The sequence below is a fragment of the Micromonospora sp. Llam0 genome (assembly GCF_003751085.1).
GTDB lineage: Bacteria > Actinomycetota > Actinomycetes > Mycobacteriales > Micromonosporaceae > Micromonospora_E.
Window position 1 is genome coordinate 1,374,558 of record NZ_RJJY01000001.1, and the last position, 26,076, is coordinate 1,400,633.

Genomic DNA, 26,076 nt, shown 5'->3' on the forward strand with positions numbered 1-26,076 from the left:
AAGCTCATCAGGTTGGCTGCCGCCGAGATCCGCCGACTCGGTAACGCTCTATCATGTACAAGCTCGCGGGTTCGCCGCCAGTGCAACTCTGTCACAGGCCTGGAAGATCAAGTGACGTGGGCCTTGCCGGACCGCCGCCCTGGCCTCGGCCCGCACGGGCGATCCTTATGAGACGCAGCCTAGGCCCCGGTTCCGGCGGCGGCGTGCCGCTGGTGGTAGGTGCGGACCCGGTCCTCCACCTCGGCGCGCAGCGCCAGGAACTTCGGCAGCCGTTTGACGGCCAGGTCCCGTGGCCCGCCGTCCCGGTCCGGCGGCAGCTCCACCGGCAGGTCGGCGGCGACCCGGCCCGGGTCGCTGGCCAGCACCACCACCCGTTGACCGAGGAAGACCGCCTCCTCGACGTCGTGGGTCACCATCACCACGGTGGTGCCGGTGTCGGCCCACACGCGGCGGACGAACATCTGCATGTCCTCCTTGGTCTGCACGTCGAGGGCACCGAACGGCTCGTCGAGCAGCAGCACCCGCGGTTCACAGGCCAGCGCCCGGGCGATCGCCACCCGTTGGCGTTGCCCGCCGGAGAGCTGCTTTGGCAGCGCGTGCCGTAGCCCGGTCAGCCCGGTCTCGGCCAGGTACCAGGCGACCCGCCGGGCCCGTTCGGCCCGACTGATCGGCAGCAGCTCCAGCCCGAACGCGACGTTGCGTTCCACCGTCCGCCATGGATACACCGCACCGCTCTGCAGCACCAGCCCCCGGTCCGGACCCGGCCCGGTGACCGGCGCGCCGTCGAGCAGCACGCTGCCCCGGCTCGGTGGCGCCAGCCCGGCGATCAGCGACAGCAGGGTCGACTTGCCCGACCCGGAGGCGCCGACCAGGCAGACGAACTCGCCCCGGCGTACCGCCAGATCCACCCCGTCGAGTGCGCGCAGCGACCCGCCTGCGGCGGTCCGGAAGTCCTTGCCGACGCCGTCGAGACGCACCAGTGGCGCATCGGCGGGCGGGGCTGTGCCTGTGCCTGCGGTTTCGGCTTCTTTCATCCGGCCCACCTCCCGACCCGGTCGCGGGTGGTCCGCAACGCCAGGTCGATCGCCACCCCGATCAGGGCGATCACGATCAGTACGGCGAAGATGTTGTCGAGCTGGTTGAACCGCTGCGACCGGACGATCCGGTAGCCCAACCCGGACTGGGCGTTGATCAGCTCGGCGACCACGACGAAGTTCCATGCCGCCGCCGCGTTGACCCGGATCGCGTCGATCATGCCGGGCAGCGAGTGCGGCACGATCACCTTGCGCAGCACCTCGAAGCGCCGGGCACCCAGGGTGTACGAGACGTCGATCAGCCCGGCCGGCACGGTGCGGACCACGTTGGCGGTCATCAGGGTGTTGAAGAAGACCGTCGCGATGAAGATCAACGCCACCTTGGACGGCTCGCCCAGCCCCAGCCAGATGATCAGCAACGGGATGAACGCGCTGGCCGGCAGGTACCGCAGCAGGCCGATCATCGGCTCCAGCGCCGCCCGACCGGCCTGGAAGCTGCCCATCAGCAGGCCGAGCGGCACCGACACCGCCACCGCCAGGCCGAAGCCGCGCAGCACCCGGCCGACGGTCGCGGCGGTGTCGGTCCACAACTGACCCGTCCGGGCCATCTCCACCCCTGCCGCCACCGACTGCAGCGGCGACGGCAGGAAGTCCGGCTGCCCGTCGACCAGCATGCTGCCGATCTGCCAGGCGGCCAGCGGCACCACGATCGAGGCGACCGTCAACGTCCAGCGACCGGCCGCCGGGATCGGCGTCCGGATGGCCAGCAGCGCCGGGACCCGGCGGGCCGGGCGCCGCCGGGGCAGCGGCCCCCACGACGCCCGGCCCGCACCGTCGGTGGCCGCAGCCGGCTCCCGGGTGACGGTCACGGCGAGACCGCCGCCACGAACTGCCCGTCGAGCAGCCCGTCCAGCGGCGGTGCCTCGTCGACCAGACCAGTAGCCACCAGGAACTCGGCGATCGATCGGGCCTGGAAGTCCAGGTTGGCCGGGGTGTCGCCCGGTGCGAACGCCGCCTGGTTGTCGGCCAGGTCGAAGATCGTCGTCCCGGCGTCGTACGTGCGGTAGTCCTCGACGCTGACCCCGGCCTGCGCCGCCATGATCTCCACCGCCTCGTCCGGGTTGTCGGCGATCCAGCCCAGGGTGTCGAACCAGGTGTCCACCACCGCCTGGACCTGCTCCGGATGCGCGGCCACGAACGCCGAGTCGAACACCAGGTGGTCCGGGATCGCGCCGGGGTGCTCCGCCGAGGTGGCGATCGCCCTGCTGCCCTCGCGGCCCAGCGCGGTCGTGGTGAACGGGGCGAACGCGCCGACCGCGTCGACCTGCCCGGCCAGGAACGCGGCGGCGGCCGCGTCGGTCAGCAGCGGGCTGATCTCGACGTCGTCGGCGCTCAACCCGGCCTCGGCCAGCGCCAACAGCAGCAGGTAGTGGTCGACCGTGCCCTCCTCGATCGCCACCCGCTTACCGGCCAGGTCGGCCACCGAATCGATCCCCGGCGCGGCGATGATCTGGTCGTTGCCGGTCGAGTTGTCGTTGACCAGCACCACGGTCTGCGTCGCGCCGCCGCTGACCGACGACAGGGTGTCGTTGAGGGTCTGGCTGTTGGCGTCCAGGTTGCCGGTGGCCAGCGCGGTCAAACTGTCGGTGTAGCTGTCGAAGTAGGTCAGCTCGACGTCGACGCCGTTGGCTTCGAACAGGCCCTGCTCCTGCGCGACCTGCCAGGGAAACCAGCCCGGCCAGGCGCTGAAGCCCAACCGTACGGTGGTCGAGCCGTCGCCGTCGGCGGCGGAACCGTCGTCGCCGCAGCCGGCGGCGGTGACCAGCAGCGTGGCCGCGCAGACGGCGGCGCTCAGCGCCCGGGTGGGGGAGCGGCGGGAAGATCCGGCGGTACGTCGCATCTCTATGTCCTCCTGCGGAAAGGGACTTACGGGGGATCGGCGTCGCGGTGACTCAGTGGCTCAGTGGCGGGGCAGATGCCCGGCGCGGACCAGACAGCCGAGGGTGTCGCAGATGACCCGGGTGGCGATCAGCGAGGTGATCTCGGCGTTGTCGTACGGCGGCGAGCACTCCACCACCTCGATGCCCGCCAGGGGCTTCTCGGCGATCAGCTGGATGAACTTGAGGACTTCGCGGGGCAGGAAGCCACCCGGTTCGGGCCAGCCGGTGCCGGGCACGAACGCGGCGTCCAGACAGTCCACGTCGAACGACAACCAGACCGCCTCGGCACCGTCCCAGGCGACTTCGAGGGCCTTGGCGGCGGCGGCCTCGATGCCCATCTCGACGCAGTCGGTGACCGTCATGATCGTGGTGCCGCGTTCCCGGCCGGCCTTGACCCCGGGGCGGGGGGCCTGCCAGCCGCCGATGCCGATCTGCACCAGGTTCTTCGGCGGCACGTTCGGGATGTCGGTGGCGTGGAACCACGGGGTGGTGTGCATCCGCTCGTCGAGGTCGGTCTCCTGGGTGTCGACGTGCCGGTCGAAGTGGATGATGCCCAGGTTGCCGTCGAGGTGTTCGGCGACGCCGCGCACCGTCGGGTAGCCGATCGAGTGGTCGCCGCCGAGCACCACCGGGAACGCCCCGGAAGCGTAGACGTGGCTGACCGCCTTGGAGATCTGGTCGAAGGTCTTCTCGATGTTCGCCGGGATGGTGAAGACGTCCCCGAGGTCGGCGATCGTGATCGACTCACGCAGGTCGACGCCGAGTTCGAACGAGTACGGCCCGTACAGCGCGGAGATCTTGCGGATGCCCTGCGGCCCGAACCGGGTCCCCGAGCGGTAGGTCGTACCGCCGTCGAACGGCGCGCCGAGCACCGCCACGTCGTATTCGCCGCAGCGGCGCACGTCCTCGACGTACGGTGCCTTCAGGAAGGTGTTGATCCCGGCGAAGTGCGGCAGCTCGCCACGGGAGAACGTCGGGATCCGCTTGTCGACGATCGAGTCGGCGCCGGGCAGGCCGTACTCCAGGCCCCGGGCGATCTCCTCTTCCCACTTGGTGGTGGGCAGCTCGGCCTCGCGGGCGACCGCGTACGCCGCCTCCGGGCCGTAGTTGCCGTGCAGCTCGGGCTGGTCGCTGGGCTGCTGGTCACGGTGCTGGTGATTGTGGTGATGATGGTGGTGGAAGCCCACGGGCACCTCCGAATGAGGGCCTGGCTGAGGCACAGCCAGACATCCGGCTGCCTCCCGGGCTTTTGTCCCGCCGTGGAACGCCGCCCGCCACGCTGGCGGGTCCGACGTCTGCACCTCTCGGACCTGTCCCGTCCCCGGCTGCCCGTCTCTGGCTGCCCGGCGGCGGCGGAACCCTAGGTGCGCCTCACCGTTGGTGAGTCACCCCGGAGTAGACGCGCTTGTGGTTTCGGTCACTTTGCTGACCCGTTGCCGTCGGGTATCGGCTGCGCGCGGGCAGCCAGGTCGGACCAGACCCGCTCGTACGCGGCGACGTGCGCCGGCTGGTCGAGGTACATCGTCCCGGTCAGGGTGCCGAGCCGGACCAGCCCCGACCCGGCCGGCTGCCGTCCGGGGACCGTCGTGGCGGCGGCGAAGCACAGCAGGGTGAACGAGTTGGTCATGCCGGCGTGCGCGCCGCCGGCCAGCGGCAGCGTCCGTACCGAGATTCCCGGCCTGATCGCGAGCGCCCGCAGGTGGTCGAGTTGCGCCCGCGCCGTCTCGGCGTCGCCGACGGTACGCCGCAGCGCGCCCTCGTTGACGATCGCCTGCACCGCCGGCGGATGCTGGTGGGTCAGCAGGTGCCGCTGCCGCGCCGCCAGCTGGTCGAGGCGGGCGGCGGTGTCGTCGTCGCTGCGCAGACCGGCCGGGCACCGCAGCAGCGCCTCTGCGTACCCGGGGGTCTGCAGCAGGTCCGGTACCGTCGCCTGGCCGTAGCAGCGGATCAGCGTCGCGGACTGTTCGAACACCGGGTACGGGTCGGCGTCGATCGGCAGTCCGGCCAGCGCGTCGTGCCACCAGCGGCCGCCGTTGGGGCGGTCGATCTCCGCTGCGAGGGCGAGCAGCCGTTCCCGGGTCTCGTCGTCGGCCTGGTACAGCCGGCACATCGCTGACATGTCCGCTTCGTTCCAGCGGACCCGCGGGTCGCCGGCTTCGATCCGCCAGAGCGTGCTGTTGCCGCGTCGCAGCTTGTCGGCGGCGACGTCCTGGGACAGCCCGGCCTCGTACCGCAGCGCCGCCAGGCACCGCCCCACCTGACGCCGCAGCAGGGCCGTCCCGCCGGCCTGCGCGTTGGTGCCCGCCGTCCGGGCAGCCCGCCCGTTGTACGCCCCGGCCCGTCGGCCGTCACCCCTGCCAGTCATACCCGATAGCGTGAAGCATGACGTTGGCTCATGTCAACGTCTTAAGCCTAGGTCCAGTATCAAGGTCGTGAACCTTGAACTGGTCGGTGCGGCTGAGATCGGGCACATGCTCGGCGTCTCCCGTCAACGGGTTCACGTGATCACCCGTAGCAAGGGATTTCCGGAGCCGGTCGCAGAACTCGCCATGGGTTCGGTGTGGTTGAAGGCCGACGTCGAGCGGTGGATTCAGGAGAACCGGCCGCCCAAGATCAGCTGAGCCGCGTACCGCTGCGGTTCCGTAGTGGGGATCGACATTTCCGCACGCTGGCGTGGCTTCCCTGTGGCACGTGGTGCCCAAGATGCGGGAACGCGCTCCCGAATTACGAGACGGCGGGTCTATCGTCGGGGGCATGGCAGCCGTATACACGCATGGTCATCACGAGTCGGTGCTGCGCTCCCACCGCTGGCGTACCGCCGAGAACTCGGCCGCGTACCTGCTTCCGCACCTGCGGCCCGGCCAGGCGCTGCTCGACATCGGCGCCGGTCCCGGCACCATCACCATGGACCTCGCCGCGCTCGTCGCCCCCGGCCGGGTCACCGCCACCGAGGTCACCGACGAGGCGCTGTCACTGTCCCGCGCCGAGGCGCGGGCCCGGGGCGTCACGACTGTCGACTTCACCACGGCCGACGTACACGAGCTGCCGTTCCCCGACGACGCGTTCGACGTGGTCCACGCCCACCAGGTCCTCCAGCACGTCGCCGACCCGGTCCGCGCGCTCGCCGAGATGCGCCGCGTCTGCCGGCCCGGGGGAGTGGTCGCGGCCCGTGACAGTGACTACGACCGCTTCGCCTGGCACCCCGCCGTACCCGAGCTCGACGAATGGCTCGCGCTCTACCGGGCGACCGCCCGCGCCAACGGCGGCGAACCGGACGCCGGCCGCCGCCTGCTCTCCTGGGCACGGGCCGCCGGGTTCGGTGGCGTCACGCCCGGCGCCTCCGCCTGGTGCTACGCCACCGACGAGGACCGCCGCTGGTGGGGGACCATGTGGTCGGAGCGTATCGTCGCCTCCGAGATGGCCCGGCAGATCGTCGCCGCCGGCACCGCCACTCACGCCGACCTGCAGCGCCTCTCCGCCGGCTGGCTCCGCTGGGCCGACGCCCCGGACGGCTGGTTCGCCATCCTGCACGGCGAAATTCTCTGCCGTGCCTGACCCGGCGGGCCTGATCGATCGCCGTGGATTATCGGCGTGGTGCGTGACAAGCTGATTCGCATGGAGCTCGACGTCGGTCGGATGACCCTGCGTCTGTTGACGGTGTTCCGGAGTTCGCAGCACTCCTACGACTCGACGGACACCTGCCTGGTGACCGTCGTCCACGACGGCGTCACCGGCGTGGGTGAAGGCACACCGGCCTGGGCGCACGGCGAAACCGTCGAGCAGGTCGTCGCGGCGGTCGCCGAACACGGCAAAGACGTCCTCGGCCCGGACCTGTCCGATCCGGACCGGGTCCTGGATCGGGTGGCCGACTGGGACGGACCGGTCGGTGCGCGGATGGCACTCGACGGCGCGGTGCACGACTGGCTGGGCCGGTCCGCCGGCATGCCGACGTGGCAGTTGTACGGCGTACCGCGCATCCTGCCCGAGCCCACCGGGTACACGATCGGGCTGGGCAGCGTCGAACAGACCCTGGAGCTGGTGGCGAACGCCCCGCCGGTGGGCGCGTTCAAGATGAAGGTACGCGGTGCCGGGGACCTCGACCGGCTGGCCGCCGTCCGTGCGGTCACCGACCTGCCGGTGCGGATCGACCCCAACGAGGCGTGGGACCTGCGGACCGCGCAGGAACTGACCCCGGCCCTGCGCGCCCTCGACATTCAGCTCGTCGAGCAGCCGTTCCCGAGAGACGCGGTCGACGCCTACCGCCGCTACCGTGACGTGCCCGACCGGCTGCCGGTCTTCCTGGACGAGGGCTGCACCGACGTGGACAGTGCCCGGGCAGCCGCCGGCCTGGCCGACGGGGTGGTGGTCAAGCTGGCCAAGTCCGGTGGGGTGCGGGCCACCCGACGGGTGATGGAGGCCGCCCGCCAGGCGGGTCTGTCGGTGATGCTCAGCTGCAACTGCGAGTCGGAACTCGCGTTGAGTCAGGCCGCCCTGCTGGCGCCGCTGGCCGACCGCATCGACATCGACAGTCAGTTCCTGCTGCGTGATCCCCCGTTCCGCGGCCTGGGCCTCGACCAGGGGCGGATCGTCCTCGGCGACGCCCCAGGGCTGGGTGTGCTGCCGTCCGACCAGCACGCCGTCGGCGTCGTCGACCTGTCGACCGGAGTCGGCGTCCGGTCCGGCGGCGGGCCGGCCGACTGATGGCAGCACCGGCCACCCCCCGCGCGGCCGCAGACACCAGTCGCTGGCCGGCACCGCGCGGGCGCGCCTTCACCCGCGCCCAGTGGGCCGTGCTGATCGGCGGATTCCTGGTCAACGTCGGCTCGTTCTCGATCTATCCGTACCTGGCCGTGCTGCTGCGGGAACGCCTGGACGTGGGCATGGCACAGGTCGGGGTGGTGCTCGGGGCGGCGACCCTGGTGCAGTTCGCCAGTGCTCCGGCGACCGCCGCGGTGGCCGAGCGGATCGGCCTGAAACGGTCCCTGGTCGCCGCGCTGCTGCTGTACAGCCTCGGTGGGGCGGCGTTCCTCGCGGGACAGCGGGTCCCGGTGCTCACCGTCGCGGGCCTGCTGCTCATCTCCGGCGGCGGATCACTGTACTCGCCGGCGTACCGCAGCTATCTGGTGCACGACGTGGGCGACGAGCACCGGCCCCGGCTGGTGTCGGCGGGCAACGCCGCAGGCAATCTCGGCATCGCGGTGGGGCCGGTGGTGGGGGCGTTGTTCGTGCACCGTCCGGCCGTGATGTTCGCTGCCGTGACGACGGTGTACGCCGGTGTGGCGCTCGGTCACGTCTTTCTCCGCCGGGAGCGGCGGGTCGCCGACGCACCACCGGTGGAGCCGTTCCGGCGGATGCTGCACGGGGTGGCGGTGCTGCCGTTCGTCGTCACCGCCGTGTCGTTCTACGTGCACATGCAGTTCTACCAGTACCTCTCCAGTTACGCCCAGGGCCGGATGGCGACCCTGTTGTTCGGGGCGGCGATGATGGGCTACTCGCTCGGCCTGGTGGTGGTGCAGCCCCTGGTCGCCGAGCGGGTGGGGAGGATGAGCTACCCGGCGGCGGTGGCCATCGGATTCGGTGCCCTGGCGACCGGGATGGCCGCGTTCGCGGGTGGAAACGGTCCGGCGGTCGTCGGCGGGGTCGCCGCGATCAGCGTCGGCAGCGCCGTGTTGTTCCTCAAGAACGACCTCGAAGCGTTGGCGGGGTCGAGAAGGTCGGCGACGGTGGCCTTCGGTCAGCAACGGCTCGCGGTGGGGGTCGGTTCGTTCCTCAGCGGCGTCGCCGGGGGCAGTGTGTACGGGGCGTTCGAACGCGGCGGGTTCCTGCCCGGTTTCTGGCTGGTCGTCGCGGCCCAGTGCGTCGTTCTTCCGGTGCTCGTGCTCACCGTGGGGCGATGGCTGGGGCGTCGCCCAGCACAGGACGACTTGTAGTCGCGCTCATCCGGTCGGCGCGGGCCAGTCGGTTCCGGGCCAGTCGGTTCCGGGGCGGTCGATTCCCGGACGGTCGATTCCCGGGCGGCCGGCGACGGCGGCGGGCTGCGGGTCCTGGCCGGCCGAGGGCGGGCGGGCACGTCGCGCCCACGGCATGGTCGACCAGGGTTGGGCCAGCTCGTCTAGGGAGGTGATCTCGACCGGCTCCAACGTGTCCATGTCGAGTGCTTCGCGGTGGCGGGCGAAGACCTTGTCGACGTAGCGATGCCCGGTGTCGGCGCCGATCAGCAGGTGCATCCGTTCCGGGTGCCGGCGGGCCTCCCACCGGGCCGCGAGATACGCCGCACCGGTGGAGAGACCGGCGAAGACCGCATGAGACCGCATCAGCGCGATGGTGCCGGCCATGGCATGCCGGAAGGCGATCCAGTGCACCTGGTCGTACAGTTCGTGGCGGACGTTGTCGAAGGGGATGGCGCTGCCGATCCCGGCGATGATCGCGTCCGGATCCGGGAACCGCTCACTGCCGAAGCTGACGCTGCCGAACGGTTGCACACCCACGAGCCGGGTCGACGGCTCGTGAGCGCGGATCGGCAGAATCAGTCCGGCGCTGGACGCGCCGGTGCCGACGCTGGCGACGACGGTCAGCGGGACCTGTGGTACGGCGGCCCGGACGAGGGTCGCCAGTTCGGCGTAGCCGAGTCGGTGCACCGGGTCGTGGTACTGGCGCATCCAGTGCATGCCGGGGTTGGCGCGCAGGAGCTCCTGCACCCGCGCCACCCGTCGGTGCTGGTCAAGTCGTAGATCGCTCTCGACGGGCATCTGGTGCACGGTGGCGCCGAGGATCTCCAGCTGCGACCGGATGGTCGGGGTCACCGTGGTCGAGGCGACGATGTGGCAGCGCAGTCCGTACCGGTGACAGGCCATGGCCAGCGCGAGGGCGTAGATGCCGCTGGAGCTGTCGATGAGGGTGTCGCCGGGGCGGACGGTCCCCGCCGCCAGCAGCGTCCGTACCGCGCCGAGGGCGGCGTAGACCTTCAGGGTCTCGAACCGGGCGAGGACCAGGGTGTCCGACAGGCGGATGAGGCTCGGAGTCTTGATGGCATCGGTGACGTGCAGGTGTACCGGTGGCGGGGGCGTCGACGGGCCCGTGGACGGCATGGGCTGATCGCTCCTCTGACGTTTGTTGCATTGTCCCTGGTGGATGTGCTTGTTTTGGTGGAAGACTCCTGTCGCTCCGGTGTGGAGGCCGTGTCGAGTTGTTCTGCTGACAGGTTGGTCGCGCCGGAAGGCGGATTGGTTCCTGTGCTCTACCCCGTTGCGGTAGTGGTCAGTTTTCTTCGGTCAACGGGGAACTTCCGTACATCGTCGAGCGACCTGTAAGGCGTCAGTCGTCGCGCGAGTTCGGAGCTGCCGATGGAGTGGTTTGCAGACGACGGGTTCTGGGTGGACTTCGCTGGCGCGTTGTTCGCCCCGCACCGTCAGCAGGAGGCCCGGAGCTGGGTGGCGACCTCTCCGCTGCTGGAGGTCACGGCTGGGACCAGCGTGCTCGACCTCGGGTGCGGTCCGGGCACCTACGCCGTCCCGCTCGCCGCACGCGGTGCCAAGGTCACCGGGGTTGACCTCAGCGCGGCCATGCTGGACCGTGCCGACCGGGCCAGTGCGCAGGCCGGCGTGCCGGTACGTCTGGTCCGTGCCGACATGCGGGAGTTCGTGGAACGGGACCGCTACGACGTGATCATCAGTATGTACACCTCGTTCGGGTACTTCACCGATCCGGCGCAGAATCAGCTCGTGCTGCGCAATGCCTGGCAGAGCCTGGTGCCGGGCGGCCGCCTGCTGCTGGACCTGTTCAGCAAGGAGATCTTCGCCCGGTGGGCGGGAACCCCGAAAGTCGTCGAGGTGGACGGCGGATACCTGGTCATGCGGGATACCGTCCTGGACGACTGGACCCGGTTCCGCAGCGACTGGACCCTGATCCGGGGCGACACCGCCCGGCACGCCTTCTTCGAACAGTTCGTCTACAGCGCCGCCGAGATTGGCACCATGCTGAACGCCGCCGGATTCACCGACATCACCTGTTTCGGCGGCTTCGCCGGGGAACCGTACGACAATCACGCGCAGCGGCTGATCGTGCAGGCGCGCCGTCCCGTGCAGGCGAACCGTCCTCGGCAGGCCGAGGAGGCGGGGACGTGACCATCGCGTCGCTGGAGTCGCTGACGTTCGGCCTCACCCGGCTGCGTGACGCCGCCGCCGAGGCCGGACACCGGCTGTGCCTGCTCACCGGCGACCGGTCGGTCTACGCGTACGAACTCGACCGGCTCGGACTCGACGACGTGACGGTGATCGACGTCGACACCACCGATGTGGTCGCCTGTGCCGCCGCCCTTGACCGACTGCCCGACCTCGCAGGCCTGGTCAACTCCACCGACACGTGGATGTTGCCCGGGGCGACGTTGGCGGCCCGGTACGGCCTGCCCACCCTCGGCCCACAGGTGGCGCGGACATTACGGGACAAGGCGCAGGTCCGTACCCTGCTGCACCGGGCCGGCCTCAGCCGTGCCGACGCGCGCAGCGTGGCACCCACCGGCGAAGCGGTCACCGAAGCGGTCGCGGCGACCGGCTACCCGGTGATCGTGAAGGACTCGGCGGGTACCTCGTCCCGGTCGGTGTGGCTGGTCCGCGACGACGCCGAACGCGACCGGACCGCCCGCCAGGTCGCCGACGCCGCCCTGCTGGGCCGGCACCTGGTGGTAGAACCGTACTTCCCGGGCCCGGTCTACAGCGTCGAGACGGTCAGCTGGCGCGGGCACACCAGGCTGCTCGGGATCGCCGTGCACATCCACACCCCCGAACCTGTCCGCCGGGAGGAGGCCGTCGCCTTTCCGGTCGCGTTCCCGCCGGCCGAGTCGGACCGGCTGGCGACCTGGATAGGGGAGGTCCTCGCTGCGGTCGGGTTCACCGACGGCGTGGCACACACCGAGTTCGCCCACACCCCGGCCGGCCCGGAGGTCGTGGAGATCAACGGTCGGATCGCTGGCGCGGTCATCGGGGAGATGATGTGCCGGTCGCTCGGGGTGAACGTGTACGCCGCGGTGACCGACATCGCGCTCGGCCGCCGGCCCCGGCTGCTCGACGCCCCACTGGGCGCCGACCGTGGCTACGGCATGACGTTCCTGCATCCACCGGCGCCGGGCCGACTCGCCGGCTGGTGCGGACCCGAGCGGCTACCGCTGTTCCCCGGGGGCCCGGAGTTTTTTCCGACCGCCCAGGTCGGTGACCGGATCGTCCACCTCGCCGACCAACGCGGCTGCACCGCCCTGGTGATGGCCGAGGGGCCCACCGCCGAGATCGGCCTCTACCACTCGCTGGCCGCCGCCGGCACCGTCACCCACGAGATGCGACCGCTGGACTGAAGACCCGGACAGGAGCCCCATGAGCACGTACGGACCGGAGACCTACGGCGACCGCAACGCCGACGTCTACGACGAGTGGCACGCCGACCTCGACCCGACCGACGCCGTCGACTGCCTGGCCGACCTGATCGGGCACGGTCCGGCCGGCCCGGTCCTCGAACTGGCCGTCGGCACCGGCCGGGTCACGATCCCGTTGGCGGGTCGCGGAATCGATCTGCGGGGCATCGACGCCTCCGAGGCGATGGTGGCCCGCATGCGGGCCAAACCGGGCGGTGACCGGATTCCCGTCACCATCGGCGACATGGCCGACGTCGATCCCGGCACCGGCGACCGGTTCGCCATGGTCTTCGTCGTCTTCACCACCTTCTTCTTCCTGATGACCCAGGAGGACCAGGTACGGTGCTTCGCCAACGTCGCCCGGCGGCTGCTGCCCGGCGGGCTGTTCGTGCTGGAGTGTCTGGTGCCCGACCTCGCCCGCTACCAGCGGCAGCAGAGCGTCGACGCCCACCGCGTCGACCACGACCACGTCCGCCTGGTCGCGGTCCGCCACGACCCCGTCGACCAGCGTTTCGACGGACAGCACATCCTGATCAGCAACGACGGCATGCGGCTTGCCCCGGTGTCGATGCGCTACGCATGGCCCTCCGAACTCGACCTGATGGCCCGCCTCGCCAGCCTGCGCCGTCGACACCGGTGGGGTGGCTGGCGTCGGGAGCCCTACCTCGGCACCGGCACCCACGTCACCGTCTACGACAAGCCGGCCGGGCCGGACGCGTGACGTCAAGACCGGTCGGTGACGCCGAGGTCGATGGCGGGGGTCGCCGCGAGCAACGCCCGGGTGTACGGGTGGCGCGGGTCGCGGGTGACCTGCCCGGTCGGTCCCTGCTCGACGATGCGGCCGTGCCGCATGACCGCGACGCGGTTGGCGAGCTGCCGGACGACGGCGAGGTCGTGGGAGATGAACAGGCAGGCCAGGCCGAGCCGGTCGCGCAGATCGCACAGCAGGTTGAGGATCTTCGCCTGCACCGATACGTCGAGCGCGGTGACGGGTTCGTCGCACACCAGCAGGCGTGGTCCCAGCGCCAGCGCGCGGGCGATCGCCACCCGTTGCTGCTGACCGCCGGACAGCTGCCGGGGCCGGCGTCCGCCGACCGCAGGACCGAGCCCGACGAGGTCGAGCAGCTCGTCCACCCGTGCGGCGCGGGACCGGCCGTTGCCGACCCGGTGGATGTGCAGTGGCTCGGCGAGGGCCTGGCGCACCGTCTGAGCGGGGCTGAGGGTCAGGTACGGGTCCTGGAACACCATCTGGACCTGTCGCCGGTGTGCCCGCAGCGCGCGACCGCGCAGGGCGTGGACGTCGGCGCCGTCGAACCGCACCGATCCGGCCCAGGGCCGGTGCAGTCCGGTGACCACGCGGGCGAGGGTCGTCTTGCCGCAGCCCGATTCGCCGACGAGCCCGACGATCTCGCTGGCGGCGACCCGGAGCGTGACGTCCTCGACCACACTCTGCCGGCCCCGGCCGTGCCGCCGGGGGTGGTCGGCGGTGAGCTGTTCGATCTCCAGCATCGGTCAGCCTCCGTCCAGGTCGCCGAGTGCCAGAAGGGGCGGCGACGCTCCGGCCGCACGGGTACGGTGGCACGCCGAGCGGTGCGCCTGGACCGGACCCACCGGCAGCAGTACCGGCTGGTCATGGCCGCATCCTGCTACGGCGATCGGACACCGGGGAGCGAACGCGCAACCTGACGTGTCGTCCGGCCCGGCACCGGAGCGTCCCGGCATGGTGCGGAACCGGGTGCCCGGCGCCGCGCTGGAACGCGGCACGGCGTCGAGCAGGCCCCGGGTGTACGGATGGTTGGGGTGGCGCACCACGGTGTCGAGCGGCCCGTACTCCACGATTCGGCCGGCGTACATCACGGCCACGGCGTCGGCCAGCCGGGTGACCACCGCCAGGTCGTGACTGACGACGACCATTGCCATGCGCAGCTCGTCGCGGAGCTGCCCGAGCAGATCGAGCAGCCACGCTTGGACGGTGACGTCGAGCGCAGAGGTCGGTTCGTCGGCGACGAGCAGCTCCGGCGAACCCGCGATCGCGACGGCGATCTGGACCCGTTGCCGCATTCCGCCGGAGAGCTGGTGGGGATACTGGCCGGCGACCGTCGCCGGGTCGGGCAGACCGGCGAGGCGCAGCAGATCCTCGCTGATCCGGCGGACCGCCGCCCGCCGGCCCTGGCTGCCCGCGTTGCGGACCGCCTCGTCGACGTGCGCGCCAATGCTGCGCAGCGGGTTGAACACGGCGAGACTGTCCTGGAAGACCACCCCGACCCGGCGGCCGTTGATTTGGCGGCGTTCCCGGAGAGCGAGCCCGACGAGCTCATGCGCCGTTGACCCGGTCCTTAGCAGCGCGGAACCGGTGACGAGCGCGCCCGGGTCCAGCAGACCGAACGGTGCCAACGCCGAGGTGGTCTTGCCGCTGCCGGACTCACCGACAATCGCCAGTGTCTCGCCGCGGCGTACCGCGTAGGAGACGTCGGCGACGGCGCGGCGGACGCCGCCGTCCCGTGGATAGGCCACGGACAGGTCGCGTACCCGTAGTAGTACGTCGTCGTCGACCGTGGTCTCCGACTCGACCGTAGCCGGCACCCCGGGGGCCGGTCGCCTGGGGCGCGGCACCCGTAGCCGGTCCGGAAGGATCCAGCGCAGCATCGACGGCCGCTCGTCGCCGACGGCCAGCCGTTCGCCGAGCAGGTTGCTCGCGAACACGACGGCGGTGATCGCAACGCCGGGCGGGTAGGCCAGCCACCAGGCCGAGGCCAGGTATGGGCGGCCTTCGATGAGCATCTGGCCCCATTCCGCCTGCGGGGGTGGGATACCGAGGCCGAGAAAGCTCAGCGTGGCCACGCCGAGCACGATGGAGCCAACGTCGGTGCTGGCATAGACCAGGCACGGGGCGAGGGCGGGTGGCAGCAGATGACGGCTGATGACCCGCACCGGGCCGGCGCCGAGCAGCCGTAGCGCGTCCAGGTGCGGGCTGGCCCGCAGACCCGCGACGCGGGCGCGGGCGATCCGCGCGTACGGGGCCCATGCCCACAGCGACATCGCGACGACGAGATTCTCCACCCCGGGACCGCGTACGCCGATGACCGCCAGTGCCACCAGCATTCCCGGTAGCGAGACCGCCATGTCGACGATCCGGGCGACGATTCGGTCGACCCAGCCCCCCAGGTATCCGGCGACGGTGCCGGCGAGTACTCCGATGGTCACCGAGACCACTAGGACCGCCGCCGTGACGGTGAGTGAGATTCGTGCACCGTGCAGGAGCCGGCTGAGCTGGTCGCGGCCGAGCTGATCGGTGCCGAGCAGATGGTCCGCTGACGGTGGCAGCAGACTAGCCGACAGATCGTTGGCCGCCGGGTCGGCCGGCGCCAGCACCGGTGCCAGCAGCCCCACAAGCGCGAACCCGACCAGCGGCAGACCGACCAGCGCCGTCCGCACCGGCGCGGGTATCTTCCGCCTGCCGCCTCCGGCCGTCATCCGGTCTCCGACCGGACCTGGTGCGGGTGCCGACCGCCGGCCCGGCCCGGCCGACCCCACCGGGGCGATGTGGCGTCGGAGCGGACACCGGAGGTCCGACGGGACCGGGGATCGACGAGAATTTGTGCGACGTCGGCGAGCCGGTTGGCCAGGATGAAGCCTCCACCGAGCATGAGCGCGCTGGCCTGCAGGGCCGGCACGTCTCGGGCGGCGGCGGCGTGGACGAAGTACGCCCCGAGACCGGGCCAGCCGAAGATCTGTTCCACCACGACCGTGCCGACGAGCAGGCCGCCGACGATCATCCCGGCGACGGACAGGATCGGCCCGGCCGCGTTCGGCAGCCCGTCGCGAAGCACGATCGACAGTGGCCCGCTGCCCCGGGCCATCGCCGCCAGTACGTACGGCCGGTCGATCGCTTCCCGTAACGTGACCGCCACCACCCGGCTGAGCACTCCGGCCGCCGGCAGCCCGAGCACCGCCATCGGCATCACCCAGGTCGCGGGACCGGCCATGCCTGACGTCGGCACCAGTTGCCACCGTAGGGCCAGCAGCAGAACCAGGAGGTAGCTCAGCCAGAACGCCGGCACCGACGTCGCCAGCAGCGCCCCGATCCGCAGGACCCCGCGCAGCGGCCCCCGGCCGGCCATCGCCCCGGCGACTCCGACGGTCATCCCGACCACGACGGCCACCACGACCGATCCCGTCACCAGGCCCGCCGTCACGGTCAGCCGGTCGGCGATCTCGGGGCCGATCGGCAGGTTCGTCCGCAGCGACAGTCCGAAGTCGCCGGTGCTCGCGTCGGCCAGCCACCGCAGGTACCGTACCGGGGCGGGAGCGTCCAGCCCCAGTTCGGAGCGGACGGCCTCGACCTGCTCCGGCGTCGCCGGCCGGCCGGCCCGGGTGGCCGCCAGCACTGCGGCGGGATCGCCACGGGCCAGCAGCACCAGCGCGAACGTTCCGGCCGACAGCGCGAGCAGCACACCGACGGTGTCGACGGTCCACCGCACGAGGTGGCCGCCGACGGACCGTGGCCGTCCGAAAACGCTCACCCGAGGGTGACTCCGGTCAGTTCGAGATCCACGTCGGTGGGCGGCACCGCGAAGCCGTTCACCTCGTCGCGCACCGCCCAGAACCGAGGCCGGTACACCAACGGGACGAACCCGGTGTCGGCGGCCACCGCCTCGTAAAGGTTCTGATAGGACTCGGCGCGAGCGGCTGGGTCGGCGGCGAACAGCGCCTTGTCGACCAGGTCCTCGATGGTCGGCGTCACCCACAGCGGCGCCCGCGCCCCGTTGGTGAACAGGGACACGATCGAGCTGGACGGGTCGTACGGTGCGCCGAGGGTCTCGAAGAAGGTCAGGTCGTACCTGCCCTCGGCCCGCTCGTCGTAGTAGGCGGCGGCGTCGACCGGAACCAGTTCCACGCCGATCCCCACCTCCTGCAGGGCGGCGGCGATCGCGGCGGCCATGGTGCGCGGGTCGAGCTGCCCCTCGGCCGGTGCGGCCGGAATGAGCAGCCGCAACGACAGCGGCTCGCCGTCGCGGGTCCGGGTCTCCCCTTCGCGGAGGTAGCCGGCGGCGTCGAGCACCCGCTCCGCGGCCGCCCGGTCGAAGTCGACCGGCAGATCGGTCCCGGAGTCCGGCACGTTCGGTGGGAACACCCGGCGGGCCGGTTCCGCATGGCCCAGGAACAACGCCGTCGCCAGCGCCTCGGTGTCGATCGCCCGGCCGACGGCCTCCCGGACCGCCCGGTCGCCGGCGGGGCCGTCGGGGTTGAACCCGAGCAGGATCGAGACGTCCGCCGCGCCGGTGAGCAGCCGTACGCCGGCCCGCTCGCGCAACGACTGCGCCTCCACCGGCGTGATCGGGGCCAGGTAGGCGCCGCCGATCAGATCGATCTCCCCGTTGGTGAGCGCGTCGACGCGGGCCTGGGAATCCGGGATGACCGTGAACTCGAGCCGCTCCAGACTTGGCTGCGGCCCCCAGTAGTCGTCGTTGCGCTCCAGCACGGCGCCGGTGGCGCCGTTGGAGACCAACTTCCACGCTCCGGTACCTACCGGGTCCTGGAAGGTGCCGTCGGTGCCGGCGGACTGCGGGCTGAGTAGCCGGACGGGACGGACGATCGACAACTCCTGCAGCAGCGGCTCGTACGGTTCGGACAGGGTGAGCACGACGGTGTCCGGATCCGGGGCGTCCACAGCGGAGACGATCTGCGAGGCCCGGAAGAACGAGAAGCGTCCGTTGCCCACCCACCGGTCGAAGTTCCACTTGATGGCCGTGGCGTCGACCGGCGTTCCGTCGGTGAAGTGCACGTCGTCGCGTAGGTCGAAGCTCACCTGCCGACCGTCCGGTGCCACCGTCCAGGACTCGGCCAGGCCTGGCTCCAGTTGCCCGTCCTCGCCGTAGCTGACCAGCGGCTCGTAGATGGCGTCGAGGAGCAGGAAGTTGCCGGTGAACGCGTGCGGGTCCAGTGCGCCCGACTCGGTGCCCAATCCGATTCGCAACGTCGTCGAGGTGGTGCCACCACCGGAGTCCGCGCTGCAGGCTGTGGTGAGTCCGATCGACGCGGCGAGGACGGCGGCAAGCATGCGGGGTCGCGGCACGGAGCACTCCAGATAGATGTCAGTCGATAATACGTCCCGGGGTTCGATAGGAGTAGTCGGCGCAACGGCATCGCTGGTTCCCGGCACACTCGTTTCGATACCGCGGATCGGCGGCGCGCCGGATCCGGATCATCGGGTCCCACGGTCGCGGGCCGGAGGGATAGGCCGGCTCTACGGTCGCGGGCCGGGGGTGACGAGTCGGCGTACGGCGGTGGTCACGCTGGCCCGGCGCGCGGTGACCGACGTCGGTGCCGGATCGTCGTAAGACCGGGCGACGGCGAGGACGACGGCGAGCAGTTCGGCGGGCGGGAGCGTGTCATCGACCCGGCCGGCGGCCTGGGCCTCGGCCAGGGAGGTCAGCTTGCGCTGCGTCGAGTGGTGGTTCTGCTCCATCCGGGCGAGTTCGCCGGGGCGTTCGAGGGTGTGCCACTGCAGCAGTCGGAGCAGGTCCGGGTGTGCGACGCCGAAGTCGAACATCGCGACGGCGTAGCCGGGCAGGTCGTCGGCGTCGAACGGCACCGCCTCGATGAACCGCTCCAGGTGGGTGGCGAGGGTGGTGTCGAAGAGCTGTTCCTTGCTGCCGAAGTACGCGTAGATGAGCTGCTTGTTGGCGCCGGCGCGCTCGGCCACCCGGTCGACCCGGGCGCCGGCCAGTCCGTGGGCGGCGAACTCGACGGTGGCGGCGTCGAGGATCCGTTGCTTGGTGGCGGTGGAGTCGCGGGCCATGCCGCCAGCCTACCCAGAACCAACTGGTTGGTTGACAACTGTGCGCGCGGCGTGGATGATGTAACTATCTAGTTGGTTACCTGCAGGGAGAGATCATGAGCGACAAGGTCGCCATCGTTACCGGCGCCTCCTCCGGCATCGGCGAGGCCACCGCCCGCAAACTGCGCGCCATGGGCTACCAGGTCTACGCCGTCGCCCGCCGGCTCGACCGGATCGCTCCGCTGGCCGACGTCGGCATCCGGCCCGTCCGGACCGACGTCACCGACGACGCCGCACTGGTCGACCTCGTCGAGCAGGTGCTGGCCGAGTCCGGGCGGATCGACGTGCTGGTCAACAACGCCGGCTACGGCTCGTTCGGCGCGGTCGAGGAGGTGCCGATGGACGAGGCCCGCCGCCAGTTCGACGTCAACGTGTTCGGCCTGGCCCGGCTGGCGCAACTGGTGCTGCCGCAGATGCGCCGGCAGGGCAGCGGTCGCATCGTCAACATCTCGTCGGTCGGCGGGAAACTCTACGAGCCGCTCGGCGGCTGGTACCACGCCACCAAGTTCGCCGTCGAAGGACTCAGCGACTCGATGCGGATGGAACTCGCCCCGCTCGGCATCGACGTGGTCGTCATCCAGCCCGGTGCGATCGCCACCGAATGGCCCGCCATCGCCGGTCAGCACCTGCTCGCCACCTCGGGGCACGGCCCGTACGCCGACCAGGCGGCCCGCAGCGCGGCCATCTTCGCCGTCGAGGACGGCGGCCCGGCGTCGCCGCCCTCGGTGGTCGCCGACGCCGTCGCCAGAGCGGTGCGTGCCCGCCGGCCACGGACCCGCTACCCCGTCGGCCGCGGCGCGAAGATGATCCTGGCGGCCCGGCGGATTCTGCCCGACCGAGGCTTCGACCGGTTCGTCCGCATCATGCTGCGTACCCTTGTCCGCGTCGCCAACAGGTACGACGCCCGCCAGGCCCAGCTTGCCCGCGACGGTGCCTGAGCCGGTCAGGGCGTGGTTCCGGCCGAGGACAACGCGGCCAGTTCCTCGGTCAGCAGCCCGGTCAGCAGCTCGACCTGCCCCTGATGCTCCGGGCCGGTCAGGTGCCGGCTCGGCATCTCCACCAGCATCACCAGATACAGGTGCATTCGGTAGAGAGCCAGCCTGCGGCGTACCCGATCGTCGTCGAGGTCGACCGCGGCGTTGCCGGCGGCGGCGCGGTAGCCGCGCAGGAACGGATGCTCCGGTTCCTGCTCGGCCCGACGGAACAGCAGCGGGGCGACCAGATCCATCAGCGGATCGCCGTAGAGGTAGCGTTCACCGTCGACCAGGCCGGTCAATCGCAGTACGCCGTGCGCGTCGCAGGCGGCGAGGACGTTGCCGTCCCAGCCGTCCCAGTGCAGCAGGGCCGGCCGACGTACCGTGTCGAGCAGCCCGGCGTGCCGGGCGAGCAGCGACCGGAACCGGTCGGGTGACGCCGGCAGCCGCACCGACCAGTCGGCGGCGTCGGCGAGCAGCTCCTCGACCATCGCGGTGAACGCCGCCGCCCAGGTCGCCGCGCCCGCCCGGCCGCCGTCGTAGCCGAACCGTCCGCCGGTGATCCGGTGCAACGCCGCGTACGCCACCCCGAGGTCGTGCCGCACAGCACTGTCATCGGGCGGTTCCGCGCTTTCGGCGATGGTCGGCAGGTTGCGGCCCGGCAGCCGGACGGTGACCAGCCAGTCACCGGCGCCCGGGTCGACCCCGTGGTGCAGTACGGCCGGTACCGGCACCTGCGGCGCGTGTGCCGCCGCCAGCCGCAGGTACCGCGCCTCGGCGGCGATCATGCCGCGTTCGTAGCGCAGCACCGGCACCTGCGGGGGCGGTCCGACCTTCAACACGACGCTGCGCCCGTCGGCCAGCTCGGCCGACCAGACGGCGGCGAACCAGCCGCCGTCCAGCGGTGCGCAGTCGACCACCCGTGGCGGCGGGTCGAACGACGCCGCGAGGTAGCGCTCAACGTCGGCGGTGGTCAACGCCCGGCGTGTCGGGCTCGCTCCGTTGGCCATGGACCAATTCTCGTCCGCGCCTTGTCGGTGGGTCTGGGCGATGTCGGTGGGCTGTGGCAGCATCGCGCGGGTGACCGTCAGCGTGAGGCAGGAAGCCTGAGGCAGGAAACGTGAGGCAGGAGCAGCACCTGGGCGATCTGGCGCGGCTGCGCCGGGTGCGCGACCGGATCGACCGGGAGTACGCCCGGCCACTCGATGTCGAGGCGCTGGCCCGTGGCGTGCACATGTCGGCCGGGCACCTCAGCCGCGAGTTCCGGCGCGCCTACGGCGAGTCGCCGTACTCGTACCTGATGACCCGGCGCATCGAACGTGCGATGGCGCTGCTGCGCCGGGGTGACCTGAGCGTCACCGACGTCTGTTTCGCGGTCGGCTGCGCGTCGCTGGGCACCTTCAGCACCCGGTTCACCGAGCTGGTCGGCGTCCCGCCCAGCGTCTACCGGCGCCGGGCCGGTTCGGCGCGCCCGGAGATGCCTGCCTGCCTGGCAAAACAGGTGACCAGACCGATCAGGAATCGAGAAGCGCGGGTCCCGGCGGCGCAACTAGCGTGACCGCCATGGACATCACGATTCACTCCAGCTTCCTGCCGCACGACGCCGCCGACGCCGCGTTGGCCTTCTGGCGCGACCTGCTCGGTTTCGAGCTGCGTCTGGACGTCGGCTACGACGGGATGCGCTGGCTCACCGTCGGCCCGGTCGACCAGCCCGGTACCGCGATCGTGCTGCACCCGCCGGGTGTCGACCCCGGCATCACCGACGACGAGCGCCGTACCATCACCGAGATGATGGCCAAGGGCACCTACGCCGGCATCCTGCTGGCCACCAGCGACCTCGACGGGGCCTTCGAGCGGCTGCAGGCCGGCGACGCGGACATCGTCCAGGAGCCGACCGAGCAGCCGTACGGGGTCCGCGACTGCGCCGTGCGGGACCCCGCCGGCAACCTGATCCGCATCCAGCAGACCCAATAGGTAGGGGATTCGATGAGCAGGGCCACCGCGTCGGGGGAGCGGCCGTCCACCCCGCACGCCGCCGACAGTCACGACCTGATCCGGGTGCACGGCGCGCGGGTGAACAACCTCAAGGACGTCAGCGTCGAGATCCCGAAACGCCGGTTGACGGTGTTCACCGGGGTCTCCGGCTCGGGCAAGAGTTCGCTGGTGTTCGGCACGGTCGCCGCCGAGTCGCAGCGCCTGATCAACGAGACGTACAGCGCCTTCGTGCAGGGGTTCATGCCGACGCTGGCCCGGCCCGAGGTCGACGTGCTCGACGGGCTGACCACGGCGATCATCGTCGACCAGGAGCGGATGGGCGGCGATCCGCGGTCCACGGTCGGCACCGCCACCGACGCCAACGCGATGCTGCGGATCCTGTTCAGCCGGCTCGGTCAGCCGTACGTCGGCCCGCCGAACGCGTTCTCCTTCAACCTGGCGTCGGTACGGGCCAGCGGGGCGATCACCGTCGAACGCGGCGCCAGCAAGACCACCAAGCAGACCTTCACCCGGCTGGGCGGCATGTGCCCGCGCTGCGAGGGCCGGGGGTCGGTCACCGACTTCGACCTGACCGCGCTGTACGACGACAGCAAGTCGCTCAACGAGGGCGCGCTGACCATCCCCGGCTACAGTGTCGACGGCTGGTACGGGCGCATCTTCAGCGGCTGCGGCTTCTTCGACCCGGACAAGCCGATCCGCAAGTTCACCAAGTCGCAGCTGCACGACCTGCTCTACAAGGAGCCGACCCGGATCAAGGTCGACAACGTCAACGTGACGTACGAGGGCCTGATCCCGCGGATCCAGAAGTCGTTCCTGGCCAAGGACGTCGACGCGATGCAGCCGCACATCCGGGCGTTCGTGCAACGGGCGATCACCTTCACCACCTGCCCGGACTGCGCCGGCACCCGGCTGAACGAGGCGGCCCGGTCGTCGAAGATCAACGGGATCAACATCGCCGACGCCTGCGCGATGCAGATCAGCGACCTCGCCGAATGGGTCCAGGATCTGGCCGAGCCGTCGGTCGCCCCGCTGCTGACCGCGCTGCGGCACACCCTCGACTCGTTCGTCGAGATCGGCCTCGGCTACCTCTCCCTGGACCGCCCGGCGGGCACCCTGTCCGGCGGCGAGGCGCAGCGCACCAAGATGATCCGGCACCTCGGGTCGTCACTGACCGACGTCACCTACGTCTTCGACGAGCCGACCATCGGGCTGCACCCGCACGACATCGCCCGGATGAACAACCTGCTGCTGCGGCTGCGGGACAAGGGCAACACGGTGCTGGTCGTCGAGCACAAGCCGGAGACGATCGCGATCGCCGACCACGTCGTCGACCTCGGCCCCGGTGCCGGCACCGCCGGCGGCGAGGTGATGTTCGAGGGCACCGTGGACGGGCTGCGGGCCAGCGCCACCGTCACCGGCCGGCACCTCGACGACCGGGCCAACCTGAAGAAGACGGTCCGCGAGCCCACCGGCACGCTGCAGATCCGTGACGCGAACGCCAACAACCTGCGCGACGTCGACGTCGACATCCCGCTCGGCGTGCTGGTCGTGGTGACCGGGGTCGCCGGCTCCGGCAAGAGTTCGCTGCTGCACGGGTCGATCCCGGCCGACGCGGGGGCGGTGTCGATCGACCAGACCGGCATCCGAGGCTCTCGGCGCAGCAACCCGGCGACGTACACCGGGCTGCTCGACCCGATCCGCAAGGCGTTCGCGAAGGCCAACGGGGTCAAGCCGGCACTGTTCAGCGCCAACTCCGAGGGTGCCTGCCCGACCTGCAACGGTGCCGGGGTCATCTACACCGACCTGGCGATGATGGCCGGCGTCGCCACCGTCTGCGAGGACTGCGAGGGCCGGCGGTTCCAGGCGGCGGTGCTGGAGTACCACCTCGGCGGCCGGGACATCAGCGAGGTGCTGGCGATGTCGGTGGCCGAGGCCGAGGAGTTCTTCGCGGCCGGTGACGCCCGAACCCCGGCTGCGCACGCCGTCCTGCGACGGCTCGCCGACGTCGGGCTCGGCTACCTCACCCTCGGCCAGCCGCTGACCACCCTGTCCGGCGGAGAACGGCAGCGGCTCAAGCTGGCCACCCACATGGCGGACAAGGGCGGCGTCTACGTCCTCGACGAGCCGACCACCGGCCTGCACCTGGCCGACGTCGAGCAGCTGCTCGGCCTGCTCGACCGGCTGGTCGACGCCGGCAAGTCGGTGATCGTCATCGAGCACCACCAGGCGGTCATGGCACACGCCGACTGGATCATCGACCTGGGGCCGGGTGCCGGCCACGACGGCGGCCGGATCGTCTTCGAGGGCACCCCGGCCGACCTGGTCGCGACCCGCTCCACGCTGACCGGCGAGCACCTCGCGGCCTACGTCGGCGGCTGAGCCCCGGCCCGGTCTGGTGCGGCCCGGTCTGGTTCGGCCCGGCCGAGGCGGTCTGGTTTGGCCCGGTCGAGTTCGGCACGGACGCCGCGGGCGGTCGGGCCGGTCGCGGTGACCAGCATCGCCGGCCCGCCGGCCAGCGGCAGCCGGGCCGCGCCGGGGCCGAGCGGAATGGCTGCCGGGGGCCCGCCGGCCGCCCACTGCGGCCGCACCACCAACACCGAACCGGTCGCCTTCGCCCCGGCGAGCACCGCCGGCCCGGCCCAGCCGTCGGCGCGCGGGCCCACCGCCAGGTCGGTGCGCAGCACCGTGCGGCCCGCGTACCGGACGGTGGTGTCGATCCGGGCGTCGCCGGACGGCTCACCGTCGCGCCCGCAGACCAACTCCTCCCGCCACACCAGGGCCGCGCCGTCGGCCAGCTCCACCACCGACCGGGACAGGTGGTGGCAGCCGGCGGCGGCGATCAACGGCTCCGGCAGCCAGCGCAGCTCGCCGCCGGCCGCGACCCGGACCAGCATCTGCAGCGTCGACCGCCGGCCGTCGGGCCCGGGCAACGCCAGCGACGCCGCGACAGTACGCAGACACACCCGCGCCCCCGGCCCGACCTCGACGTCCAGCCGCAGGTCGTCGCCGCCGAGCGGGCCGGCCGCCGCGCCGACCAGATGCACCTGGACTTCGCCGCCGTCGCCGGCCACTGCCGGGCCGGTGCGGCGCAGCACCAGCGGCGGCTCGCCGCGCAGGCAGACCAGCCGGGTCCGCCCGCCGGCGTCGACCTCGGCGACCAGCCGGGCGTGTGCCCGCATCAGCAGGCGACCTCCGCCGGGGTCTGGGCGCGGGCCCGCAGCAGCCCACGGATCCAGTCGGCCACCGGAGCCGCCGTCCGGTCCTGCACCAGCGACAGGAACACCGTCGGCAGCTCGCCCCGGCGGGCGGCGGCGTCGCGTTCCATCACCGACAGGTCGGCGTTGACCAGCGGCGCCAGGTCCGTCTTGTTGATCACCAGCAGGTCGGCGGTGCTCACCCCCGGCCCGCCCTTACGCGGCACCTTGTCGCCGCCGGCCACGTCGACCACGAAGATCTGCTGGTCGACCAGGCCCCGACTGAACGTGGCGGTCAGGTTGTCCCCGCCGCTCTCCACCAGCACCAGATCGAGGGCGCCCAACTGGTCGGACAGGTCCTCGATAGCATCCAGGTTGGCGGAAATGTCGTCGCGGATCGCGGTGTGCGGGCAGCAGCCGGTCTCCACCGCCCGGACCCGCTCCGCCGGCAGTACGCCGTTGCGTAGCAGGAAGTCGGCGTCCTCGGTGGTGTAGATGTCGTTGGTGACCACGGCCAGCCGCAGTTCGTCGGCGAGCGCCCGGCACAGCGCGGCGACCAGCGCGGTCTTGCCGGAGCCGACCGGCCCGCCGATGCCGATCCGCAGCGCGGGGGAGTTGTCCGGCAGCCGGGGCGGGTGCGGGTCGACCCCCGGATCGGGGTGGGTGTGTGGCACCTCCCCGTCGGTGTGCGCGTGCGG

General features: G+C 71.5%; 25 protein-coding genes. 11 read left to right on the forward strand and 14 right to left on the reverse strand.

All coding sequences use genetic code 11. The annotated features are described in order from the left end of the window. Positions 1 to 179: 179 nt before the first annotated feature. The 5 genes from EDC02_RS06250 to EDC02_RS06270 form a co-directional block, all read right to left on the reverse strand. Complete coding sequence (locus EDC02_RS06250) at positions 180 to 1,034, reverse strand: ABC transporter ATP-binding protein (protein WP_123604557.1); 855 nt, start codon at positions 1,032 to 1,034, stop codon at positions 180 to 182. Beyond that, complete coding sequence (locus EDC02_RS06255) at positions 1,031 to 1,903, reverse strand: ABC transporter permease (RefSeq protein ID WP_123601127.1); 873 nt, start codon at positions 1,901 to 1,903, stop codon at positions 1,031 to 1,033. The genes EDC02_RS06250 and EDC02_RS06255 overlap by 4 nt, the downstream gene beginning before the upstream one ends. Then, positions 1,900 to 2,934: an aliphatic sulfonate ABC transporter substrate-binding protein gene (locus tag EDC02_RS06260; RefSeq protein ID WP_123601128.1), complete on the reverse strand. Its 1,035-nt coding sequence runs from the start codon at positions 2,932 to 2,934 to the stop codon at positions 1,900 to 1,902. Before EDC02_RS06260 ends, EDC02_RS06255 begins: the two co-directional genes overlap by 4 nt. A 60-nt stretch (positions 2,935 to 2,994) precedes the next feature. After that, complete coding sequence (locus EDC02_RS06265) at positions 2,995 to 4,167, reverse strand: agmatinase family protein (protein ID WP_199757524.1); 1,173 nt, start codon at positions 4,165 to 4,167, stop codon at positions 2,995 to 2,997. Between the two features lie 224 nt (positions 4,168 to 4,391). After that, positions 4,392 to 5,339: a helix-turn-helix transcriptional regulator gene (locus EDC02_RS06270; protein ID WP_123601129.1), complete on the reverse strand. Its 948-nt coding sequence runs from the start codon at positions 5,337 to 5,339 to the stop codon at positions 4,392 to 4,394. 67 nt (positions 5,340 to 5,406) lie between these two features. Here EDC02_RS06270 and EDC02_RS06275 point away from each other — a divergent pair, with 67 nt between their 5' ends. The 4 genes from EDC02_RS06275 (at position 5,407) to EDC02_RS06290 (ending at position 8,904) form a co-directional block, all read left to right on the forward strand. Continuing rightward, positions 5,407 to 5,595 carry an AlpA family transcriptional regulator gene (locus EDC02_RS06275; protein ID WP_123601130.1) on the forward strand — a complete coding sequence of 63 codons (189 nt, stop codon included), beginning with the start codon at positions 5,407 to 5,409 and terminating at the stop codon, positions 5,593 to 5,595. A 133-nt stretch (positions 5,596 to 5,728) separates the two neighbouring features. Continuing rightward, positions 5,729 to 6,529 carry a class I SAM-dependent methyltransferase gene (locus tag EDC02_RS06280; RefSeq protein ID WP_123601131.1) on the forward strand — a complete coding sequence of 267 codons (801 nt, stop codon included), beginning with the start codon at positions 5,729 to 5,731 and terminating at the stop codon, positions 6,527 to 6,529. Positions 6,530 to 6,568: 39 nt separating this feature from the next. Then, positions 6,569 to 7,675 (forward strand): mandelate racemase/muconate lactonizing enzyme family protein, encoded by a 1,107-nt coding sequence (locus EDC02_RS06285; RefSeq protein ID WP_148083341.1) that lies wholly within the window; start codon positions 6,569 to 6,571, stop codon positions 7,673 to 7,675. Beyond that, positions 7,675 to 8,904: an MFS transporter gene (locus EDC02_RS06290; RefSeq protein ID WP_123601133.1), complete on the forward strand. Its 1,230-nt coding sequence runs from the start codon at positions 7,675 to 7,677 to the stop codon at positions 8,902 to 8,904. The genes EDC02_RS06285 and EDC02_RS06290 overlap by 1 nt, the downstream gene beginning before the upstream one ends. Positions 8,905 to 8,910: 6 nt before the next feature. On the opposite strand, the gene EDC02_RS06295 is transcribed toward EDC02_RS06290, so the two are convergent. Beyond that, on the reverse strand, positions 8,911 to 10,062 hold the full coding sequence (locus tag EDC02_RS06295; protein ID WP_123601134.1) for a pyridoxal-phosphate dependent enzyme: 1,152 nt from the start codon (positions 10,060 to 10,062) through the stop codon (positions 8,911 to 8,913). 255 nt (positions 10,063 to 10,317) lie between these two features. On the opposite strand from EDC02_RS06295, the gene EDC02_RS06300 reads away from it, so the two are divergent. From EDC02_RS06300 to EDC02_RS06310, 3 genes are read left to right on the forward strand one after another with little or no spacing between them, the layout of a single operon-like run. After that, a complete protein-coding gene (locus EDC02_RS06300) occupies positions 10,318 to 11,097 on the forward strand; it encodes a class I SAM-dependent methyltransferase (RefSeq protein WP_123601135.1) in 780 nt (259 codons plus the stop codon). Next, a complete protein-coding gene (locus EDC02_RS06305; RefSeq protein ID WP_123601136.1) occupies positions 11,094 to 12,317 on the forward strand; it encodes an ATP-grasp domain-containing protein in 1,224 nt (407 codons plus the stop codon). Before EDC02_RS06300 ends, EDC02_RS06305 begins: the two co-directional genes overlap by 4 nt. 19 nt (positions 12,318 to 12,336) lie before the next feature. Beyond that, complete coding sequence (locus EDC02_RS06310) at positions 12,337 to 13,095, forward strand: class I SAM-dependent methyltransferase (protein WP_123601137.1); 759 nt, start codon at positions 12,337 to 12,339, stop codon at positions 13,093 to 13,095. 2 nt (positions 13,096 to 13,097) lie between these two features. Here EDC02_RS06310 and EDC02_RS06315 read toward each other — a convergent pair whose 3' ends face one another. The 5 genes from EDC02_RS06315 to EDC02_RS06335 form a co-directional block, all read right to left on the reverse strand. Next, positions 13,098 to 13,883 (reverse strand): ATP-binding cassette domain-containing protein, encoded by a 786-nt coding sequence (locus tag EDC02_RS06315; RefSeq protein WP_123601138.1) that lies wholly within the window; start codon positions 13,881 to 13,883, stop codon positions 13,098 to 13,100. 3 nt (positions 13,884 to 13,886) lie between these two features. Then, positions 13,887 to 15,809, reverse strand: coding sequence for a dipeptide/oligopeptide/nickel ABC transporter permease/ATP-binding protein (locus tag EDC02_RS06320; RefSeq protein WP_158632070.1), 1,923 nt, complete (start codon positions 15,807 to 15,809; stop codon positions 13,887 to 13,889). 35 nt (positions 15,810 to 15,844) lie between these two features. Then, complete coding sequence (locus EDC02_RS06325) at positions 15,845 to 16,897, reverse strand: ABC transporter permease (protein WP_123601140.1); 1,053 nt, start codon at positions 16,895 to 16,897, stop codon at positions 15,845 to 15,847. Continuing rightward, positions 16,894 to 18,450 carry an ABC transporter substrate-binding protein gene (locus EDC02_RS06330; protein WP_148083343.1) on the reverse strand — a complete coding sequence of 519 codons (1,557 nt, stop codon included), beginning with the start codon at positions 18,448 to 18,450 and terminating at the stop codon, positions 16,894 to 16,896. The genes EDC02_RS06325 and EDC02_RS06330 overlap by 4 nt, the downstream gene beginning before the upstream one ends. 171 nt (positions 18,451 to 18,621) lie before the next feature. After that, positions 18,622 to 19,176, reverse strand: a complete 555-nt coding sequence (locus tag EDC02_RS06335) for a TetR family transcriptional regulator (RefSeq protein WP_123601142.1) — start codon at positions 19,174 to 19,176, stop codon at positions 18,622 to 18,624. 95 nt (positions 19,177 to 19,271) lie between these two features. Here EDC02_RS06335 and EDC02_RS06340 point away from each other — a divergent pair, with 95 nt between their 5' ends. Continuing rightward, the gene (locus EDC02_RS06340; protein ID WP_123601143.1) at positions 19,272 to 20,153 is read left to right on the forward strand and encodes an oxidoreductase; all 882 of its coding nucleotides are present in this window, start codon (positions 19,272 to 19,274) and stop codon (positions 20,151 to 20,153) included. Between the two features lie 5 nt (positions 20,154 to 20,158). Here EDC02_RS06340 and EDC02_RS06345 read toward each other — a convergent pair whose 3' ends face one another. After that, on the reverse strand, positions 20,159 to 21,199 hold the full coding sequence (locus EDC02_RS06345; protein ID WP_123604559.1) for a phosphotransferase family protein: 1,041 nt from the start codon (positions 21,197 to 21,199) through the stop codon (positions 20,159 to 20,161). Between the two features lie 110 nt (positions 21,200 to 21,309). On the opposite strand from EDC02_RS06345, the gene EDC02_RS06350 reads away from it, so the two are divergent. Genes EDC02_RS06350 through EDC02_RS06360 form a run of 3 tightly spaced genes read left to right on the forward strand, consistent with a single transcriptional unit; the run spans position 21,310 to position 24,563 of the window. Continuing rightward, a complete protein-coding gene (locus tag EDC02_RS06350) occupies positions 21,310 to 21,747 on the forward strand; it encodes a helix-turn-helix transcriptional regulator (protein ID WP_123601144.1) in 438 nt (145 codons plus the stop codon). A 5-nt stretch (positions 21,748 to 21,752) separates the two neighbouring features. Beyond that, complete coding sequence (locus tag EDC02_RS06355) at positions 21,753 to 22,163, forward strand: VOC family protein (RefSeq protein WP_123604560.1); 411 nt, start codon at positions 21,753 to 21,755, stop codon at positions 22,161 to 22,163. A 12-nt stretch (positions 22,164 to 22,175) separates the two neighbouring features. Continuing rightward, positions 22,176 to 24,563 carry an excinuclease ABC subunit UvrA gene (locus EDC02_RS06360; protein ID WP_123601145.1) on the forward strand — a complete coding sequence of 796 codons (2,388 nt, stop codon included), beginning with the start codon at positions 22,176 to 22,178 and terminating at the stop codon, positions 24,561 to 24,563. On the opposite strand, the gene EDC02_RS06365 is transcribed toward EDC02_RS06360, so the two are convergent. Then, positions 24,548 to 25,363: an urease accessory protein UreD gene (locus EDC02_RS06365; protein ID WP_123601146.1), complete on the reverse strand. Its 816-nt coding sequence runs from the start codon at positions 25,361 to 25,363 to the stop codon at positions 24,548 to 24,550. The two genes, EDC02_RS06360 and EDC02_RS06365, sit on opposite strands and share 16 nt — an antisense overlap. Next, a complete protein-coding gene (gene ureG, locus EDC02_RS06370; protein ID WP_123604561.1) occupies positions 25,363 to 26,052 on the reverse strand; it encodes an urease accessory protein UreG in 690 nt (229 codons plus the stop codon). The genes EDC02_RS06365 and ureG overlap by 1 nt, the downstream gene beginning before the upstream one ends. Positions 26,053 to 26,076 lie beyond the last annotated feature (24 nt).